The following is a 17,091-nucleotide window of genomic DNA, read 5'->3' on the forward strand; positions in this document are numbered from 1 at the left end:
AGCCGGCGCCATCAGCCGGCGCCATCAGCCGGCGCGCAGTAGTGCCAGGCGCCGGAGGACGAGCGCGAGCACGGGCGCGGACACGCCCGCGCCGGCTTCGGCAACGGGTGTGGTGGCAGCACCCGAGCCCGCCAACAGCGCGCAGGCGGCAGTCGGGGCGGCCAGGGCCGAGGCTGCGGCGGCCAGGAAACGGGGGCCGGTGCCACAGGCGCGTCCGCAGACCCGGGGGAACTGCGAGCAGACGCGCCAGCGCCGGATCCTCCCGCCGGAGGTGGGACTCGATGCCGTCGAGCAACCGCTGCTCGCGGCCGGTCAGGGGAGTGCGCATGGTGCGGCCACCTTTTGGTTCGCCGGTTGCGATACAGCATCCGTTCGCTGCGGCGTGGCGCCGGTCGCAGCGTTTGCGTGAACCGACTTGGTGGCGTGCCGAAGGCGTCAGGGGCGGGTCGGCATGGACTGCAGGAGTTCTCGGGCGGCCCAGGCCGGGCCGCGTGGGTGCGGGCGGGCGGGTAGGGCCTCGGTGGGTTGTGGTGGTGCGGCGAGGAAGGCGGCGACGGCGTGGCCGGCGGCGTCCGGGGTGAGGGTGTTGGGGTCCAGGCAGCGGCCGGCTCCGGCGCGTTCGGCGTCGTGGGCGATGGCGAACTGGTCGCTGGAGAACGGCAGGACCAGAGCGGGCACGCCGGCGTGCAGGCACTCCGTGAAGGAGTTGTTGCCGCCGTGGTGGACCATGGCGGAGGCGTGCGGGAGCAGTTCCTGTTGCGGGATCACCGGGGCGACGTGCAGCCGTTCCGGGTCGGCGTCGCGCAGTGCCGGGTCGGCCGCGACGGCGGCGACGCGGTCCCCGGCGGCCATGATCACCGAGGCCGGGGTGTGCCGGAGGATCCCGGCCGCGGTGGTGGTCAGGACGTCGTCGCGGGCGGACAGGAACGTGCCAAGGGCCAGCAGTACCAGCGGGCGCCCGTCCGTCGTCAACCGGGCGAGCACGGCCTGCCAGTGCTCGTCCAGCGGGTCCGGGCCGGCGTCGGACAGCAGGTGCCCGGCGTACAGGGCCCGGGGGCCGGCCGGGGCGGGCGGCAGCCACGGCAGACTCGGGTAGTTGAAGACGACGGCGTGCGGCGAGCACAGGGTGAACGCCCGCTCGGGCGCAGGTCGGCCCGGCGCCTGGCGGCGGACGACCGCCTGGAACGCGGCGGTGAACGCGGTGTCGTTCGCCGCCGCCGCGTCGCGCAGTCGCGCGAGGTCGGCGGCGGCCGGACGCAGGGTGTCCGGCCAGGCGTGGGGGAGCCCGAAGAAGGCATCGGGGGAGGCCGGCAGGTAGCTGGGGTGGCCGGGGCAGAAGGTGGCGTAGGGCAGGTCGAGGCAGTGCAGGGCGAGGGTCGCGGAGTAGGAGAGCTGATCGACGAGGTACCAGTCCGGGCGCAGGCGCCGGTCGAGGTCGGCGAGGCCGCGCAGGACGTCCTCGGGGTCGGGAAGCATGTCGGCGCGGCGGTGGCGGGCCTGGACGAGGAGGGTCGCGGTCGGGCCGTGGTGGGTGGCGTCGAGGAAGTCGCGCAGGCGAGCGGCCTCGGCCCGGCCCTGCCGGGTCGCTTCGGCGACGCCGGTGTTGGCGTTGCGGGTAACTGCCAGTTCGGCGAACCCGAGGCCGGCGCGGGTCGCGAGGTCGGCGAACGCGGGGGTGCAGGCGAAGTCGACGCGGGCGCCGTACCGCTTCAGCGCGGAGCCGAGTGCGGCCAGCGGCCGGGCGTGGGAGTGGAAGGGCGGGCTGATCACGACGACGCGGGCCATGCTGTCCTCCTTCGGGGTGTCGCCGCGCGAGCGGCCTTCGATGATGCCGGGAGCCTGGTGCCACGTCCGGGCGACCGGTGCTGCCCTGGGCGGAAGCTCGTGCCACCGATGCCGTCGATACCGGCCCGGACAGGGTACGTGGCGCCGGTCGCGGCCTGGGCCCAAACCGTTGTGCGGCCCGGCTCCGAAGGCGCCGTCGACCGGACAGCGGCACGGGAGGAAACGCGATGACCCACCACCTGACACCGGCCTTGGCAGCACCTCCGCGAAGCGGGCGCGCCGGCGCCGGGGCACTTGCCGCTTGGCGCAGGTGCCACTGGGCCGAGGACCTCAGCGCGGTACCCGGCCGCGACCTGCTCAGCCGACTGGCCCGGGCCGAGTACGGCGGGTCCTGCGGCCGCTCGGACGCGGCGCTGTCCGTCGCCGACCGGCGAACGGCGTGGCTTCGCCGGCTCGTCCGGCGAGAGAGCACGGTTCCGGCGTGGATCCTGGCCGCCGCCGGGGCGGCGCCGGATCTCCAGGTGTGGGAGCGGACCGCCCTCGCGGAAGCCTGGGAACGCAGCGCCCGCCTCGACGCAGGGGCGAGCGCCACCGCCGAGATCCGCCGCCGGCTGCTCGCCGACCCCAGCCCGGCGGAGACCGGATTCCTGCTGGACGTGGCGGACGCGAACGGGCTGCGACCGCTCTCATCCGTGGAAGCCCTCCAGCACCGGGCCCCTGGCCGCAGGGCGGCTCACGCGCTGTGGCGCTACCTGTCGGGGGTGCCCGGCGGCCACCGCCTGCTGCCTGACCCCGGTGAGGGCAGGGACGGCTACGAGCGGCTCCTGCTCGCCGCCTGCGCTGGGCGGGCCGACCCCGCGGACCCGTCCGGCCGGCGGTTCAGGGCGGCGTTCGCGGTCCTGGAAGAGCCCCCGCCGGGATCCCTGGTCGTCGCGCAATCGATGCTGCTGGGCCGACTGGAGGAACCCGGCGCCGGACTCAGCGGCGGCATGAGCGTGCTCCTCACCGGGCTGGGCCCGTCCCTGACTGCACAGAAGAGCGTCGCCCGGGTTCTCACCCTCACCACGGCCCGGCCCACGGAAGCCGACCGCTGCGACCTGGCCCAGCCATCGGGCCGATCCCATCTGCTGGTCCGGCTGCCCGTCGACTCGCCGCAGCCGCTGGATCCGCACACCGCCGTCGAGCACCAGGCGGCACTGGCCTGGTGGACCGCCCGGATCTTCGAACTCCCGGGCTACCGACCGGACATCACGCACGTCAGATTCGCCGACGACGCCTCACTCGCCGTCGCCCGCACCGCCCGCCGCCGCGGCGCGAAACTCGCGTTCACCGTCACCCCCGACCCCCACCGCACGATCGACGAACGGCACGCCGGCCTGCCACCGGAGCACACGGGCGACGCGGCCCGCGCGCTGCGCCTGGACCTGCACCGGATCTTCGTCGCCGACTGTCTCGTGGCGCGCGCCGACCTGCTGGTGGCCATGCCCGCGGCACCAGGAGGGCAGGAGCTCGCGGCGCACTTCCCCCAGCTGGCGGAGCGCCCGGTGCACATCCAGCCCGAGGGCATCGCCCCCTTTCATCCCGCCGCGGCCGACGGCGACACGGCACACGGCCTGCTGGCCCGCCTGTACGGCGGCGCGAGTGCGAGCGGCCTTGAAGCCGAGGACCGCGAACTGCCGCTTCTGCTCTGTGTTGGACGGCTCCACCCCGTCAAGCAGCAGGAGCACCTGGTGAAAGCCTGGGTCCTCGCGGGCCTGCACCACCGCACCACGCTGCTGCTGGTCGGAGGATCCCCCACGTTCCCGACCCCGGACGAAGCGGCGGTCCGCGCCCGGCTCGCTCAGCACCTGGCGACCGATCCCGTCGCCGAGCGGCGCGCCGCCCTGTGGCCCGCGCTGCCCAACCGGCAGGTGCGGCTGCTGGAGAGGGCGCTGGCGCAACGCGGGCCAGGAACCGTCCTGTATGTATGCCCCAGCGCCAAGGAGGAGTTCGGCCTGGCTGTACTGGAAGCCATGGAGGCGGGCCTTCCGGTGGCCGCCCCGCAGCGCGGCGGGGCCTCCCACTACCTGCACGACGGCGTCAACGGTCGGCTGCTGGCCACCCAATCGGTCGAGCGGCTCGCCGACGGCCTGCGCTCCCTGGTCTCCACCCCCGCGCCGGAACTGGCGGCGATGGCAGAAGCCGGAGCCGCGACGGTGCGCGAGCGGTTGAGCATCGACGCCATGGCCGCGTCCCTGGCCGACGCCTACCGGACCACGTGCGGCGCCAGCCGCCCCGCGGACCAGCCGCAGCGTGCGGAGGGAAGGAGCGGCGAGCGCGATGTCACGGGACGTAGTTGAGGTGATTCCACCTGGTCGGAGCGGCATGGGGCGCGGCACCCTCTGCCTGCCGCAGGACGGCATGGGGCCGTCCCGGAGCAGCCCCGGCCGCCAGGCTGCCGACGGGGCAACTGTTGCTCGGCGTGGGAGCCGCCGGCCACCGGATCGCCGAGACACTCTCGGCGGCTGCGGCCCCCGCGGTCGCTCAGCCGTGGCACGCGCTTCGCGCCGGGCCGCCACGTGTGCGGGGACCACCGGGCGACGCCCTCGGTCCAGGGCGCGCCGGCGTGGGGGAGGCGGGCGGCCCGGGAAGTGGCGGCGGACCTGGCCGCCTCACGGCGGTGACTGGCCGCGGATGTGTTCGGCGGCCAGGACTTCGGACAGGCCGGTCAGCCGGTGCAGGCCGGCGGCGGCCCGGGCGGTGCGGTGGTTGGCGGCGAGGAGGTCCTGGTGGCGGTGGACGAAGGCCCAGTAGCCGGTGGTGAAAGGGCAGGCGCGGTCGCCGAGGCGTTCGGTGGGCTGGTAGCGGCAGGGGCGGCAGTGGTTGCCCATGCGGTTCAGGTAGGCGCCGCCGGCCGCGTAGGGCTTGGTGGTGATCAGGCCGCCGTCGGCGAACTGGGACATGCCGACCACGTTGGCGGTCATCACCCAGTCGTAGCCGTCCACGAAGCAGCGGTGGAACCAGTCGGTCAACTCCCGTGGGTCCCAGCCGTGCTGGAGGGCCCAGTTGCCGAGCACCATGAGCCGGGGGATGTGGTGGACCCAGCCGTGGTCGCGGACCTCGGCGAGGACGTGGGACAGGCAGCGGGCGGTGACGGCATCGGCGTCCAGGTCGCGGAACCAGCTGGGAAGAGGTTCGTGGTGGCGGAGGCGGTTGGCGTCTCGGTATCCCTCGCCGAGGTGCCAGTAGAGCTGCCAGACGTACTCGCGCCAGCCGACGATCTGTCGTACGAAGCCCTCGGCACTGTTGAGCGGTACCCGGCCCGCCCGGTACGCGGTCTCGGCGGCACGCGCGCATTCGCGGGCGTCGAGCAGGCCGAGGTTGAGCGGGACGGACAGCGCGCTGTGGGCCAGCCACGGGTCGGCGAGGAGCATGGCATCCTCGTAGCGGCCGAAGTCGGCCAGGCGGTGGGCGACGAAGTGCGCGAGCGCCCGCTCGGCCTCCGGCCGGGTCGCGGCGAAGCGGCGCGGGCCGTCCCGGCCGACGAAGGCGACCTCCCCGGCGCGCTCCCAACGGTCCAGATCGGCCCGGACCTCCTCGTCGATGCCGTCCTCCTCGGGCTCGAACGGGGCCGGCAGCGGCAGGGCGGTAGCTCCCCTCGGCGGCGGTTCGCGGTTGTCCCGGTCGAGGTTCCAGCGGCCGCCGACCGGGCTGCCGTCGGGTTCAAGCAGCAGGTGCTCGGCGCGGCGCACCCGGTGGTAGAAGTCCTCCATGAGCAGCCGCCGCTCGCCGGGTTCGCCGGCCCAGCGGCGGAAGTCGGCGAAGGGGACCAGGAAGCCGCGTGGCGGCAGCACCCTGACCTGGTCGAGGTCGCGCACCAGGCCGAGGGCAGCGCGCGAGGTCGGGTGGCAGACGGTGGTCCGGCGACGGCCTACGGCCTTCGCCAGGCCCTCGCGGTAGGTGTCGGCCCGGACGTAGCGCACCCGGTCGCCGAGCGCCTCGGCGGCGTGGCGCATCGCTGACAGGATCAGATGCGCCTTGGCCCGGTGGAACCGCCGCCGGCGAAGCACCGAGCGGGCCTCGATCATGACCACCGGCGCGTCCGGGTCCGGGCCGCCCTCGCCCGGGGCGAGAAAGTGCGGCCCGAGCTGGTCGCCGAACAGCCAGTGCGGGCACGGGCCGCTCACACCGGCCGCCCGGGGAGTACCGGCGGCCGGGAGCCGCCGGGGAGGGCCGGCGCACTGTCCCGGTCGGCGGGTCGGGGGTGGCGCTGGCGCCAGTAGGGGTTGTCGAGGGGCAGCTTGCCGCTGACGCGGCCGTACATGCCGAAGGTGGCGATCACCAGGCCCATGGCGAAGCTGAAGAGCACGTTCTGGATGCGGAAGGCCAGGATGTTGGCGGGCGAGTCCAGCAGGACGAGGTTGACGAAGCCGCTGAGGACGAACAGCGCGCCGACGGTGATGTTGACCGTGGAGGCCGCGTTGCCGCCGATCAGCGCGCCGGCGATCAGTACCACGGCCGTCACCAGCGAGACCAGGCTGAGCAGGCCGTTGCTGGACAGGCCGGCGATCCGCTCGCCGCTGGTGCTGAAGAACGCCAGACCGTTCGTGAGCCCGAGGCAGCCGAAGACCAGTAGCGCCGCTCCGCACAGGCCGGCGCCCGCGCGGTAGATCTGCGAGAGGTGATCGTCGACCGGAAGTTCGTCGTGCAGCTTCATGGTCCGCTCCCGTTCCGAGTGAGTCCATGGCCGCCGTGCGGCCCGTGGCGAGCATTGGCCGCGGTAAGCTCCCGCCCCACTCGCACCGAAGGCGCAGCGTTTCACGGGATGTGCGGCAGAGTGCGCTGCACAAACGCTGCGACTGGGCTTTCCGGGGCGAATCGCTGCACCGTGACGGTGTGAAGACGCCAACGAGGACCGAGTGCGGCAGACGTTCCGTCGTTCGCCGCAGCCCGACGGCCGAGGAAATGCCCCAGCTCGTGGGCCGGGTCGCCCGGGGCGACGAGGCGGCCTTCGAGCTGCTGTACAGCGTGATCGCCGGGCCGGTTTACGGGGTCGTGCTACGGACCCTGCACAGCCCGGCGCACGCCGAGGAGGTGGCCCAGGAAGTCCTGCTGGAGGTGTGGCGCACCGCTGCCGCGTACCGGCCGGAGCGTGGCGCGGTCATGACCTGGGTGCTGGTCTGCGCGCACCGCCGGGCCGTTGACCGGGTGCGGGCCGTCCAGGCGTCCGCCGAGCGCGACCGGCGGGTCGGGCTCCGGGAGACCTGCCCCGGTGACCCCCCGGAGGAGCAGGCGCTGCGATCGCTCGAACGCCGACGGGTCCGGTCCGCGCTCCGGCAGCTGAGCGCGGCGCAACGCGAGGCCGTGGTGCTGGCCTACTACGGCGGGTACACGCAACGTGAGATCGCGCACCGGACCGGCGTGCCGCTGGGCACCGTCAAGACCCGCGTCCGCGACGGGCTCCTTCGGCTGCGCGCCGCGATCACGCCCGACGCCGACTCGGCTGGGCTGCTCCCCGCACCGGACCGCACGGCGGCGTGATGACCGGCGGTCCGGCCTCGAACCGGTGCGTGACCACCCGCACCCACCGGCCGTCCACTCTGCTCGCCGGACGCGGATCGAGGTGCGGTTCGCCGGGGTGCTGATCGCCTCCGCGGCCGAGGCGGCGCGTGTGCTGGAGACGAGCCACCCGCCGGTGCACTACCCCCCCGGATGACGTTGTCACCCAGTTCCTCACGTCCCGGGACGGTGTCAGCGTGTGCGAGTGGAAGGGGCGGGCCCGCTCCTGGGACGGCGGGTGGATCACCGACGCGCTCACCGGCCCGTTCGAAGGCCACCGGGTTCGGCCGGGGCGTGAGCACCCCGGCGGTACGGCCGCGGCCGCCGCCCGCAGCGGAGCGCAAAACGGTGCGATTGGGCACGACAAGTGGACAGGACGACCATTGAGCTCTGGACCCAGCGGCGCACCCGCCGCTGCCGACCGCCGCTTCGGCGGCACCCGAAAGTACAGCTCCCGTTACCCTCGCCGGACTTCCGACATCGGGAGGACTCCATGACCTCCGAGCAACGGAGCATCGCCGGCCAACGCGCTGCGCCCGCCAACCCTCCCACCGAGACACCCGGATCCGAGGCGTCGACGTGCTCGGGCATCTCGACGCGTGGACCGAGGTGATCATGCCCGCGCTGCGCGCCGCGGGCCGCAAGTGGGCGGCGGACGGCGAGCAGTACGTCGAGGTGGAGCACCTGCTCTCCTGGAACGTCTCCAGCGTGCTGCGGGGCGTGGCGGTGGGGACGGTGGCGATGCGGCCCGTGCCACCGGTGCTGCTGGCCGCCGCACCTGTGGAGCTGCACAGTCTGCCCCTGGAGGCCACGGCCGCGGCGCTGACCGAGCGCGGGCTGCCGTTTCGCATGCTGGGCGCGGCGGTGCCGCCGCGGGCGCTGCTCGACGCCGTCCAGCGGATCGGCCCCAGGGTCGTGATGATCTGGTCCCAGGACCGGCACACGGCGGACCTTGAGCTCCTCGGCCGTGCCGCAGCGAGCCTGTGGGGTCCGCGCGGCTCCCGCGGCGGGGCGGTCGTCGTCGCTGCCGGCCCGGGCTGGGTCCGCGGCAGGCTGCCGGACGGCACGGCCAGCCCCCGTACCCTCGCGGACGCCGTCGACCTGATCGAGCAGACAGTCACGGGCTGACCCCTCGACACCCCGTCGCCGGTGGGCGGTGCGGCCCGAATCATCGTGGGGCGGACCGCCCGGCTCCCGCTGCCTCCGGAGGTCAGCTGCGCGGCGGGGCCCTGGGTGAACGCGACGATCGCGGCCTTCGGCGTGGCGTAGTCCAGCAGGTGGGGGGTGGGCTTGTAGGCCTGGACGGAGGCGGGGGTGACGATAGTCGCGTGTGACGGAGATTGGCGGCCGTGGTGCGACCGGCGGTGTGCGCACAGTCATGGTCCCGCCGTCCAGGTAGTCGGGGTCCGGGCCGGGACCCAGGTGCACGTTCGTCCAGAGGGGAATGGGAATGCTGCTGTTCTTCACCGCCTCCGCATAGGCTCGGCGGCACCCGCGCGAGGCCCCGCTGTCCGGGACCGAGGCGCTGCGAAGTCACCGAAGACCAGCGTGCGCCGCACGGTGACCACGGTGTGACCACCGGCCCACGAAGGTGCGGCCGACCTGAGGTCCTCCCTCGGCCTGCGGCACATGGAGAACCAGTCGGTCGGCGGCGTGTGGGTTGGTAGGGCGGCGGCTCGGATGAGGCGGCCGCGGTGGTGGGCGGCGGTGTCGCGGACGAGCTGGGCGAAGCGTTCGCGGCCGCCGCGCTGGTGACGAGGTCTTCGTCGTCGGCTTCGCCGTACTCGCTGTGCAGGAGCCAGCAAGCGTGCCAGGGTGAAGCTCTCCCTCCGCAGCCAGCGGCGAAGCTGCTGGCGGGTACGTCGACCAGGGCCGCGCCCTCGTGTCCGCTGAGCGTGGTGCGAAGCAGCTTGCGGCCGTGAGAAGGCCTGCCGGGCGGCTGACCAGCCCTGAGCGAGAGGAACTCCCCCGGCTGCGTCGCCAGAACCTCGGGCAGCAGAGACCATCGAGATCTGTCACGTGGGTGGTCCATTCACGGCTCCCGCCGGGCAACGCCGTGCGCCGCCAAGCGGCAAGGGCTCGGCGGCGCACGATGGTTCGACCGGTCAGGCCGGAAGCGGGCGATTCAGAGGAAACAGGGGTCGTCGAGTGCGGGGCCGCCGCCCTGTCCGGGTACCCATTGGCCGCGGGCCGCGCGCCAGGCGCGCTGCTCGTCGGAGTCGGCCGCCGCCTCGGCCAGCCGCTCGGCCTGCCGGACACCGGACAGGCTCGGCGCCGGGGTGGCCTGGTAGCCGCCGAAGCGTGCCACCGGGCTCCACAGCGGGACCACGGCCGGCAGCTCGGGGGCGAGGCCCTCGTGCTCCTGGACGCCGTACACGATACGGCCGCCGACTACGGTGAGTACCGACTCGATGTGCGGGATGTCCGCCTCGGGGACGGTGAGGTAGTCCGCGCTAAGCACCGTGAGGTCGGCGTAACAGCCCACCCGAAGACGGCCCTTGACCTCTTCCTCGCCGGTGAGCCGGGCGCCGCCGAGGGTGTACAGCTCCAGTGCCTCCTCGCGGCTCAGCCGGTTGGCGGCCGGGCGGAGCGCGCGTCCACTGACGGCCCGTCCGGAGATCAGCCAGTGCAAAGCCACCCACGGGTTGTAGGAGGAGACCCGGGTGGCGTCGGTGCCGGCGGCCACCGTCAGGCCGCGTTCCAGCATCGCCCGCACCGGCGGGGCGTCGGCGGCCGCGGCCGCGCCGTAGCGCCGGACGAACGCCTCGCCCTGGAAGGACATCCGGTTCTGTACCGAGACGGCGCCGCCGAGCGCCGCGATCCGGTCCAGGCTCGCGGTGGAGACCGTCTCGGCGTGGTCGAAGAGCCAGCGGTTCCCACCGGGGAACAGGCCCTCGGCGGCCAGCCGCTCGAAGACCGCCAGATCGCGGCGGATCGTCTCGTCGTAGCTCGCGTGCAGCCGGAAGCCCCAGTCGTGCTCCATCAGCAGCCGCACCGCTTGCTCGAACCCGGCCTCGTACGGGCCGAGTTCGGGGCGCGGCTCGGAGAAGTTCTCGAAGTCGGCGGCCGCCCAGGTGAGGTTCTCCCCGGCTCCGTTGAGTCGCAGCCACTCGTCGCCGTCGCCGGGTCGGACGGTCTCCACCCAGCGCCGCAGGTCGTCCAGCTCCTGCCCGGCGGTCTGCGGGAAGAGGTGGTAGGCGATCCGGAGCGTCAGCTGGCCGTTCTTCGCCAGCTCCGTGACGGTGCCGTAGTTCTCCGGGAAGCTCTGGAAGCCGCCCGCCGCGTCGATGGCGGAGGTGAGCCCGAAGCGGTTGAGCTCGCGCAGGAAGTGCCGGGTGGAGGCGGCCTTGTCGGCCTCGTCCAGGGTCGGGGCCTTGGCCAGCGTGGAGTACAGCAGCAGGGCGCCCGGTGCGGCCAGCAGCATGCCGGTCGGCTCGCCGTCGTGAGCGCGCACGATCTGCCCGCCGACCGGGTCGGGGGTGTTCCGGGTGAAGCCCGCGGCCCGCAGTGCCGCCCGGTTGAGCAACGCCGACTGGTACAGGTGCAGCACGAACACCGGGGTGTCGGGGGCGGCGGCGTTGAGTTCGGCGAGGGTAGGCAGTCGACGCTCGGCGAACTGGTCGGCGGACCAGCCACCCACCACCCGGACCCACTGGCCCGGCGGGGTGCGCTCGGCCTGGGCGCGCAGCATGGCCAGCGCCTGGCGCAGCGTGGGCACGCCGTCCCAGCGCAGTTCCAGCACGTAGTTGAGGCCGCCCCGGATGACGTGCAGGTGCGAGTCATTGAGGCCGGGGACGGCGCGCCGGCCCAGCGCGTCGACCACGCGGGTGTGCGGGCCGACCTGCGGCAGGACGTCGGCGTCGTCGCCGACGGCGGTGATCAGTCCGGCGCGGATCGCGACCGCGCTCGCCCGGGGGCGCAAGGGGTCGCCGGTGTACACCTTGGCGTTGCGTACGACCAGGTCTGCGGTGTGCTCAGGGGAGTGGCCGGGGGCCGACGGGCCGGGACGGATCCCGGCGACGGGCATGCTCGACATACGATCTCGCTTTCGGGGAGCAGGGGAGCAGGGGAGGTGAGTGGGGGAGTGGGGAGCGGCCGGTCAGCCGCCGATGAAGGTCAGCAGTTCTTTGTTGACCTCGGTGGCGTGCGTCCAGATGAGACCGTGCGGGGCCCCTTCGAGCACCACCAGGCGGGCGCCCGCGATGGCCTTCGAGAGCGGGACGGCGGTCGAGCGCAGCGGCAGGGTGCGGTCGGCGTCGCCGTGGATGATCAGGACGGGGACGTCGATCTTCGGCAGGTCCGCACGGAAGTCGGTGAGCCAGGTCGGGACGCAGTCCGCGGTCGCCTTGGCGGAGGCCGAAACGCCGACGTTCCAGCTGTATTGGACGACCTGGTCGCTCACCCGGTCGCCGCCGAGCACGTCCACGTTGTAGAAGTCGGCGAGGAAGCCGGCGATGAAGGCGGGGCGGTCGGCGCGGATGGCGCCCCGGATCTTCTCGAAGACGATGCCGCCGACCCCGTCCGGGGTGTCATCGGCCTTCAGCAGGAACGGCGGCAGCACGCCGAGTAGCACGGCCCTGGAGACGCGCTCCGAGCCGTAGGTGCCGAGGTAGCGGGTAACCTCGCCGCTGCCCATGGAGAAGCCGACGAGCACCACATCGCGCAGGTCGAGCCGGGTGAGCACGGCGTCGAGGTCGGCCGCGAAGGTGTCGTGGTCGTAGCCGAAGGAGGGCTTGTCGGAGGCGCCGAAGCCGCGGCGGTCATAGGTGATCACGCGGTGTCCGGCGGCCAGCAGCGCGGCCTCCTGCTTCTCCCAGGACGCACCGTTGAGCGGCCAGCCGTGGATGAGCACGACCGGCCGGCCGGTGCCGTGGTCCTCGTAGTACAGGTTGATGACGCTTGAGTTCTCCTCGTCGACGGGGAGGAAAGGCATGGGTGCACTCCGTGCAGGTGTGGCCCTGCCGACAACGGAGGCCGGCATGATGGGGACTCGGTACGGACGAATCTAGGGAATCGGGGGGCGGCGGCTTTCCGCTGCGCGCACTGGGTCTGGCCCGTCCGGGCAGTTCCGGATCAGGCGCTTCGGCCGGTCGTGCTTCCGTCCGGCGGGGCGAGTGCGGTGGGGAACAGCCCAGGCCAGGCAGGGCAACGGCTGCGCGAACGCGGCTGGTCAGCGATTCGGCGCGGGCCCGGGCGGTCCTTGGAGCCTACGAATCCGCATTCCTGATACCGCTTGAAAGGATCTCCGCCAGCACCCGGTCGAGCTCGGATCGCGCCTTGTCGTTCCAGAGCTCCTCGGCGGACTGCGTCCTGGCCACCACGTCGCGCACATGGGCCGACGCCATCCTGACGACGCACCAGGACTGCCCCGAGATGAGTTCGACGTCCGTCTCGTCCTCGCCATGCGGCCGAACGCGTACGTCTCCCTCGCCCGTCGGCAGGATGAGTCCGGTGGCGAGCAGATCCCGGCCGAAGACCCAGGTCGCCGCCGGCGGATCGTCCTCGGCTGCGAAAAGGTCCATTCGAACTGCCAGCGCATCGTCCGGTGAATGCCTCATGCGCAGGGTCAGTTCATGCCATTCGTAGTCAGCTGTCATCAGTCTCGCGCTGATCGTCTTTTCTAGGGGGAGCTGCATTTTGATTCCTTTCGACTCCATGGAAATTACCGGTGTTCCGAATATCGTCGAGCCATCCCACGCACGCATTCTTGACCTCCGGTGCACGCGATTCGGAAAGGAACGTGGCGCGGACGAACCGAGGTTCGTCCGCGCCACGCCGTTGCGTTCCGGTCAGCTCGTCGCCCGCACCGCGTCCCTGATCAGATCGGCGACCTGCCTGGGCTCCGACAGGGCGACGGCGTGAGAGGCGTCCGGGAGCTCGACGACGACGGACCCGGCCCGCTCGGCGCCGTAGCGCTGGACCTCCGGGTTGATCGCGCGGTCGGCTCCGGCCACCAGGGCCCAGGACGGCTTGTCCTGCCAGGCGGCGGCGGAGGCCGCCTCGGTGAAGGCCGCGGCGGCGAGCGGGCGTTGGGCCGCCGCCAGGACCCCGGCGACATCCTGCGCCACGTCCGCGGCGAAGACGGCGGGGAAGGCCGCTTCGTCGATGGTGACCTCGACTGCGCAGTCGCCGTCGACGAGCGGGTAGGTCCACGTCTTCAAGTTGCCCGCCAGCGACGAGTCGGGGAAGCGTCTCTCCAGATCGCCGAGGCTCTCGCCTTCGTGGAGCACGTACGCCGCGATGTAGACGAGTCCGACGACGTTCGCCGCAGCGCCGGCCACGGTGATCAGTGCCCCGCCGTAGGAGTGGCCGACGAGCAGGACGGGGCCGGGGATCTGGGAGACGACGGACGTGAGGTAGGCGGCGTCGGAGGCGAGGCCGCGCAGGGGGTTCGGCGGTGCGATCACCGGGATGCCGCGGCTGCGCAGTTCCGAGATGACGCCTATCCAGGCCGCTGCGTCGCCGAAGGCGCCGTGCACGAGTACGACGGTGGGGGTCATGGCGGTTCTCTTCTCGGTGTCAGGCCGCGTGCGGGGCGTCAGTGACGGCCGAAGTCGCCAGGGACTGCCATTCGCTCGGGGTCATGCCGTACGCGCCCCTGAAGGTGCGGCTGAAGTGCGAAGGGCTGCTGAAGCCCCAGCGGTGCGCCACCGCTGCCACGGTGAACCGTCGGTTTGACCGGCCCAGCTCGACCCTGCAGGACTCCAGTCGGCGTCGCCGCACCCACTGGCTCACCGTGACGCCCTCGTTCTGGAAGAGCTTGTGCAGGTACCGGACGGAGATGTGGTTGGCGCGTGCGATCGATTCCGGTGAGAGGTCCGGGTCCATGAGGTGCTCTTCGATGAAGCACCGGATCCGGGACAGCATCTCGCCGCCTACCGTCGACGCCTCGGCCTCCTCGCCCTCCCTGCCGGTTTCGAGGAGCTCCATGAGCAGCACGGACAGGAGGTGGACGGCCGTGCGGGCGAGTCGGTCCCCGGGGCTGGGCCGGCGGAGATCGGCCTTTTCGGCGAGCGCGGACAGGAAGTCCGACACCAGAGCCCCCAGCCCGTCGCCACCACGCACGGGAACGCCCACCACCTGGTCCAGTTCCGATTCAGTGACTCCCAGGTAGCCGCGGGGCACCCGGAAGAAGACCATCTGGCAGTCGTCGCCGAACTGCAGGAGGCGGTGCCGGGCCGGGTCGCAGAAGACCAGGTCGCGGGGCTCCAGAACCGTTCTGACCCCTTCGCGGACGCTGGTCGCCGATCCGCGGACGTGCATGCCGAGGTAGAGGAAGGTCCCGTTCCCCTCGCTCGGTATTCCGGAACGGATCTCGACGAGCCATTCGGAAGCGGGCGCCGGCCGGATACCGGCCGGTTGCCGGACCTTCCTTTCAGGCGCGCGTGACATCACTGACTGAGGCATGAGAATTCCCAACCTTCGGTTCTTCGCGGGAGGGGGAGCCGTTCGCACGGCCGCCGGCGTGGACACGGAGGCCGGCCTAGGCCCTCGTGTCCGGTTCCTCGGCGAGGAACTTCTGCACCACCGCGTTGAACGCCGCGGGGTTCTCAAGGAACGGGAAGTGCGAACTCGCCACCTCGGACGGGAAGACGTGGAGTCGGGCGTCGGGAATCTGCTGGGCGATGAAGCGCTGCGAGTCGGGGTTGACATGACTCCCCTCGCAGCCGATCACCAGGGTCGGCACATCGATCCGGGGCAGGACGTCGCGCCAGTCCTGAGCGCAGTGGTCGAACAGCAGAGGTACGCCGGCGTAGGCAGGTGTCGAGGTGATCTCCTGCGCGACGAAGGCGAGGATCTCCGGGTCCGGGTCACCCGAGAACATGCCGCGCACGAAGTCGGCGCGCACCTTGTCACCCCCGGGGGCCGCGAGTGCGGCACCCAGTTCGAGCAGCTGCGACACGTCGAAGATGGCGCCGGACTGCTGCTGCTCCTGCCCGGTCGTCCAGGGCACGGCAGCGACGGCCGCCGGCTGGTCGACGGCGACGAGGCGCCGGATCCGTCCGGTGCCGTACTGGTCGATGAAGCTCCACCACACCGAGACGCCCATCGACCACCCCAGTGCGTCGAACCGCACCAGGCCGAGGTGGTCGACGAGTTCGAGTACGTCGCGGGAGAACCGAGCGATGCGGTAGCCGTGCTTCGGCTTGTCGGACAACCCGTGGCCCCGGAAGTCGACGGTGACCACACGACGCCCGGGAGACAGGTTCTCGACCTGGTGGCGGAACATCGCCTGCGTCTGGCCCCAGCCGTGAAGCATGACCAGGGGGATGCCCTCGCCACCGGTGTCCCGGTAGGCGATGCGTGTCCCGTCGGTGGTGATCAGTTCCATCATGACCTCTTCTTTTCCTGGTCACGGGCCTGTCGCCCGGCCCGCGCCGTCTCTCACATCTTCGATGACGGCCCTTCGTCACCACCACCGCGCGCTGTAGGAATCGGGTCGGAGATCCTTATCGCTTTGTCGAAGGGGCGAGGGCCGGTCAGGATCAGGCGGCCGTGTCGTCGCCCGTGGAGAGGAGTTCCTCGATCCTGAGCCCCAGGTGCAGCGTGAGCCGGTGACCACCGTCGTCGAGGTCGAGTCCGGTGATCTCCTGGATCTGGCGCAGGCGGTAGTAGAGCGATGTGCGGTGGAGGCGCAACGCCTCGGCGGTCCTGGGGATCGATCCGGCGTGTTCGAGGAAGCAGCGCAGGGTGTCCCGGAGCCGGTCGTCGCCGTGGGCCTCGTTCAGGGTGCGCAGCGACTCGGGCACGAGGGAGGCGTTCAGCGCGTGCTCGGGGAGCTGGAGGAGGACGGCGAACTCCCCGAGCAGGTCCCAGTCGCCGATGCTTCGGAGCGAGGGGATCCGGTGTGCCGCGCGGGCCGCGACGAGGGACTGCTCGTACGACCGCCAGGCGTGCTGCAGGCCCAGGTGCCGCCCGCCGACACCGATGACCGGCGACATCGACGGCTCCAGGAACGTGGCGAGTTCGTCGAGGACGCGGGCCGACTGGGTGGCGACCTCGGGCGGGGTGGGAGGCCGCTCACGCAGTTGGAGCAGGATCGCCCGGTCCTGGTCGACCGCGAGGACGCCGTGCGCCGAACGTGTCTGCCGGAAGCCCTCCAGAGCCCCCCACAGAGCGGCCTCGGGTTGCCGGCCGGGCTCCGTGCCGCGGCCCAGCTTGACCAAGGTGACCAGGACGTGTTCGGCCTTCCCGAGCAGCCCGAGTTCCACGGCCCGCCGACGCGCGGCGGTGCGGGTGACGACGTCGGTGTCGACGAGTTCCAGGACCAGGGCCTGCTCGTCGTCCCTCCGGCTGTCGGCGCCGAGCTGCTCGACGTACATCTGGGCCGCCATGAGGTCGGCTGCCCCCCCGATGGTTTCGGTCTCCGCGTCGCCGAGGGTCATCTCGGGCGCCACCACCATGAGCAGCCCCAGGAGGTGCCCGCGCTCGCGCAGCGGCACGACGTAACGGGGCAGGAGCCCGAGGTCGTCACGGCCCTCGATGAATCCGGGTCGGGCCCACTGGGTCACTCCTTGGGCGAGTACGTAGCGGATGGTGGCGTTGTCGGCACGGCCCTGGAGCAGCGTGCCGATGCGTACCGGGTCCTCGTCGCCGAAGTGGCGACTCGTGCAGACCACGCGGACCAGCGGATCATCGATCGCGACGGACCGGCCGAGCTGCTCTGCGAGTTCGTCGACGAGCGCTTGAAGTCCGGGGCTGCCAGGGCGGGCTCGCTGGAGCCTTGCGGTCATGCGCTGTTCCTCTCTCGACCAACTGTTCCCTGCG

13 protein-coding genes and 1 pseudogene are annotated in these 17,091 nt (G+C 72.4%); 4 read left to right on the plus strand and 10 right to left on the minus strand.

The window, feature by feature from the left end; genetic code table 11:
- Positions 1-435 precede the first annotated feature (435 nt).
- Entirely contained in the window at positions 436-1,785 is a 1,350-nt protein-coding gene (locus ACIF6L_RS19705; protein WP_396486320.1) for a nucleotide disphospho-sugar-binding domain-containing protein, read from the minus strand.
- Positions 1,786-2,012: 227 nt separating this feature from the next.
- On the opposite strand from ACIF6L_RS19705, the gene ACIF6L_RS19710 reads away from it, so the two are divergent.
- On the plus strand, positions 2,013-4,124 hold the full coding sequence (locus tag ACIF6L_RS19710) for a glycosyltransferase family 4 protein (RefSeq protein WP_396486319.1): 2,112 nt from the start codon (positions 2,013-2,015) through the stop codon (positions 4,122-4,124).
- A 165-nt stretch (positions 4,125-4,289) separates the two neighbouring features.
- Positions 4,290-4,448, plus strand: a pseudogene (locus ACIF6L_RS19715) (amine oxidase); the annotation flags it as partial.
- Here the strand turns inward: ACIF6L_RS19715 and ACIF6L_RS19720 are convergent.
- Positions 4,437-5,951 carry a cryptochrome/photolyase family protein gene (locus ACIF6L_RS19720; protein ID WP_396486318.1) on the minus strand — a complete coding sequence of 505 codons (1,515 nt, stop codon included), beginning with the start codon at positions 5,949-5,951 and terminating at the stop codon, positions 4,437-4,439. The pseudogene ACIF6L_RS19715 and the gene ACIF6L_RS19720 overlap by 12 nt on opposite strands.
- On the minus strand, positions 5,948-6,481 hold the full coding sequence (locus ACIF6L_RS19725) for a DUF4383 domain-containing protein (RefSeq protein WP_396486317.1): 534 nt from the start codon (positions 6,479-6,481) through the stop codon (positions 5,948-5,950). Before ACIF6L_RS19725 ends, ACIF6L_RS19720 begins: the two co-directional genes overlap by 4 nt.
- Positions 6,482-6,729: 248 nt before the next feature.
- Between ACIF6L_RS19725 and ACIF6L_RS19730 the strand changes: the two genes are divergently transcribed.
- Positions 6,730-7,305 carry a sigma-70 family RNA polymerase sigma factor gene (locus ACIF6L_RS19730; RefSeq protein WP_396486316.1) on the plus strand — a complete coding sequence of 192 codons (576 nt, stop codon included), beginning with the start codon at positions 6,730-6,732 and terminating at the stop codon, positions 7,303-7,305.
- 597 nt (positions 7,306-7,902) lie between these two features.
- Positions 7,903-8,451 (plus strand): transcriptional regulator, encoded by a 549-nt coding sequence (locus ACIF6L_RS19735; RefSeq protein WP_396486315.1) that lies wholly within the window; start codon positions 7,903-7,905, stop codon positions 8,449-8,451.
- A 997-nt stretch (positions 8,452-9,448) separates the two neighbouring features.
- Here ACIF6L_RS19735 and ACIF6L_RS19740 read toward each other — a convergent pair.
- From ACIF6L_RS19740 to ACIF6L_RS19770, 7 genes are all read right to left on the minus strand, one after another.
- The gene (locus ACIF6L_RS19740; RefSeq protein ID WP_396486314.1) at positions 9,449-11,359 is read right to left on the minus strand and encodes an amidohydrolase; all 1,911 of its coding nucleotides are present in this window, start codon (positions 11,357-11,359) and stop codon (positions 9,449-9,451) included.
- 63 nt (positions 11,360-11,422) lie between these two features.
- Entirely contained in the window at positions 11,423-12,256 is an 834-nt protein-coding gene (locus ACIF6L_RS19745) for an alpha/beta fold hydrolase (RefSeq protein ID WP_396486313.1), read from the minus strand.
- Between the two features lie 274 nt (positions 12,257-12,530).
- A complete protein-coding gene (locus ACIF6L_RS19750; protein ID WP_396486312.1) occupies positions 12,531-12,959 on the minus strand; it encodes an SsgA family sporulation/cell division regulator in 429 nt (142 codons plus the stop codon).
- A gap of 153 nt (positions 12,960-13,112) precedes the next feature.
- Complete coding sequence (locus ACIF6L_RS19755) at positions 13,113-13,823, minus strand: alpha/beta fold hydrolase (RefSeq protein WP_396486311.1); 711 nt, start codon at positions 13,821-13,823, stop codon at positions 13,113-13,115.
- Positions 13,824-13,842: 19 nt separating this feature from the next.
- Positions 13,843-14,715, minus strand: coding sequence for an AraC family transcriptional regulator (locus tag ACIF6L_RS19760; protein ID WP_396486310.1), 873 nt, complete (start codon positions 14,713-14,715; stop codon positions 13,843-13,845).
- Between the two features lie 91 nt (positions 14,716-14,806).
- On the minus strand, positions 14,807-15,658 hold the full coding sequence (locus ACIF6L_RS19765; protein ID WP_396486309.1) for an alpha/beta fold hydrolase: 852 nt from the start codon (positions 15,656-15,658) through the stop codon (positions 14,807-14,809).
- A 151-nt stretch (positions 15,659-15,809) separates the two neighbouring features.
- The gene (locus ACIF6L_RS19770) at positions 15,810-17,057 is read right to left on the minus strand and encodes a PucR family transcriptional regulator (protein WP_396486308.1); all 1,248 of its coding nucleotides are present in this window, start codon (positions 17,055-17,057) and stop codon (positions 15,810-15,812) included.
- Positions 17,058-17,091 lie beyond the last annotated feature (34 nt).

It is taken from the genome of Kitasatospora sp. NPDC086009, assembly GCF_044540385.1.
Lineage (GTDB): Bacteria > Actinomycetota > Actinomycetes > Streptomycetales > Streptomycetaceae > Kitasatospora.

Coding starts and splice junctions, on each gene's coding strand:
- ACIF6L_RS19705 (WP_396486320.1), bottom strand. CDS start 1,785: ATGGCCCGCGTCGTCGTGATCAGCCCGCCCTTCCACTCCCACGCCCGG.
- ACIF6L_RS19710 (WP_396486319.1), top strand. CDS start 2,013: ATGACCCACCACCTGACACCGGCCTTGGCAGCACCTCCGCGAAGCGGG.
- ACIF6L_RS19725 (WP_396486317.1), bottom strand. CDS start 6,481: ATGAAGCTGCACGACGAACTTCCGGTCGACGATCACCTCTCGCAGATC.
- ACIF6L_RS19730 (WP_396486316.1), top strand. CDS start 6,730: ATGCCCCAGCTCGTGGGCCGGGTCGCCCGGGGCGACGAGGCGGCCTTC.
- ACIF6L_RS19740 (WP_396486314.1), bottom strand. CDS start 11,359: ATGTCGAGCATGCCCGTCGCCGGGATCCGTCCCGGCCCGTCGGCCCCC.
- ACIF6L_RS19745 (WP_396486313.1), bottom strand. CDS start 12,256: ATGCCTTTCCTCCCCGTCGACGAGGAGAACTCAAGCGTCATCAACCTG.
- ACIF6L_RS19750 (WP_396486312.1), bottom strand. CDS start 12,959: ATGCAGCTCCCCCTAGAAAAGACGATCAGCGCGAGACTGATGACAGCT.
- ACIF6L_RS19755 (WP_396486311.1), bottom strand. CDS start 13,823: ATGACCCCCACCGTCGTACTCGTGCACGGCGCCTTCGGCGACGCAGCG.
- ACIF6L_RS19760 (WP_396486310.1), bottom strand. CDS start 14,715: ATGTCACGCGCGCCTGAAAGGAAGGTCCGGCAACCGGCCGGTATCCGG.
- ACIF6L_RS19765 (WP_396486309.1), bottom strand. CDS start 15,658: ATGATGGAACTGATCACCACCGACGGGACACGCATCGCCTACCGGGAC.
- ACIF6L_RS19770 (WP_396486308.1), bottom strand. CDS start 17,057: ATGACCGCAAGGCTCCAGCGAGCCCGCCCTGGCAGCCCCGGACTTCAA.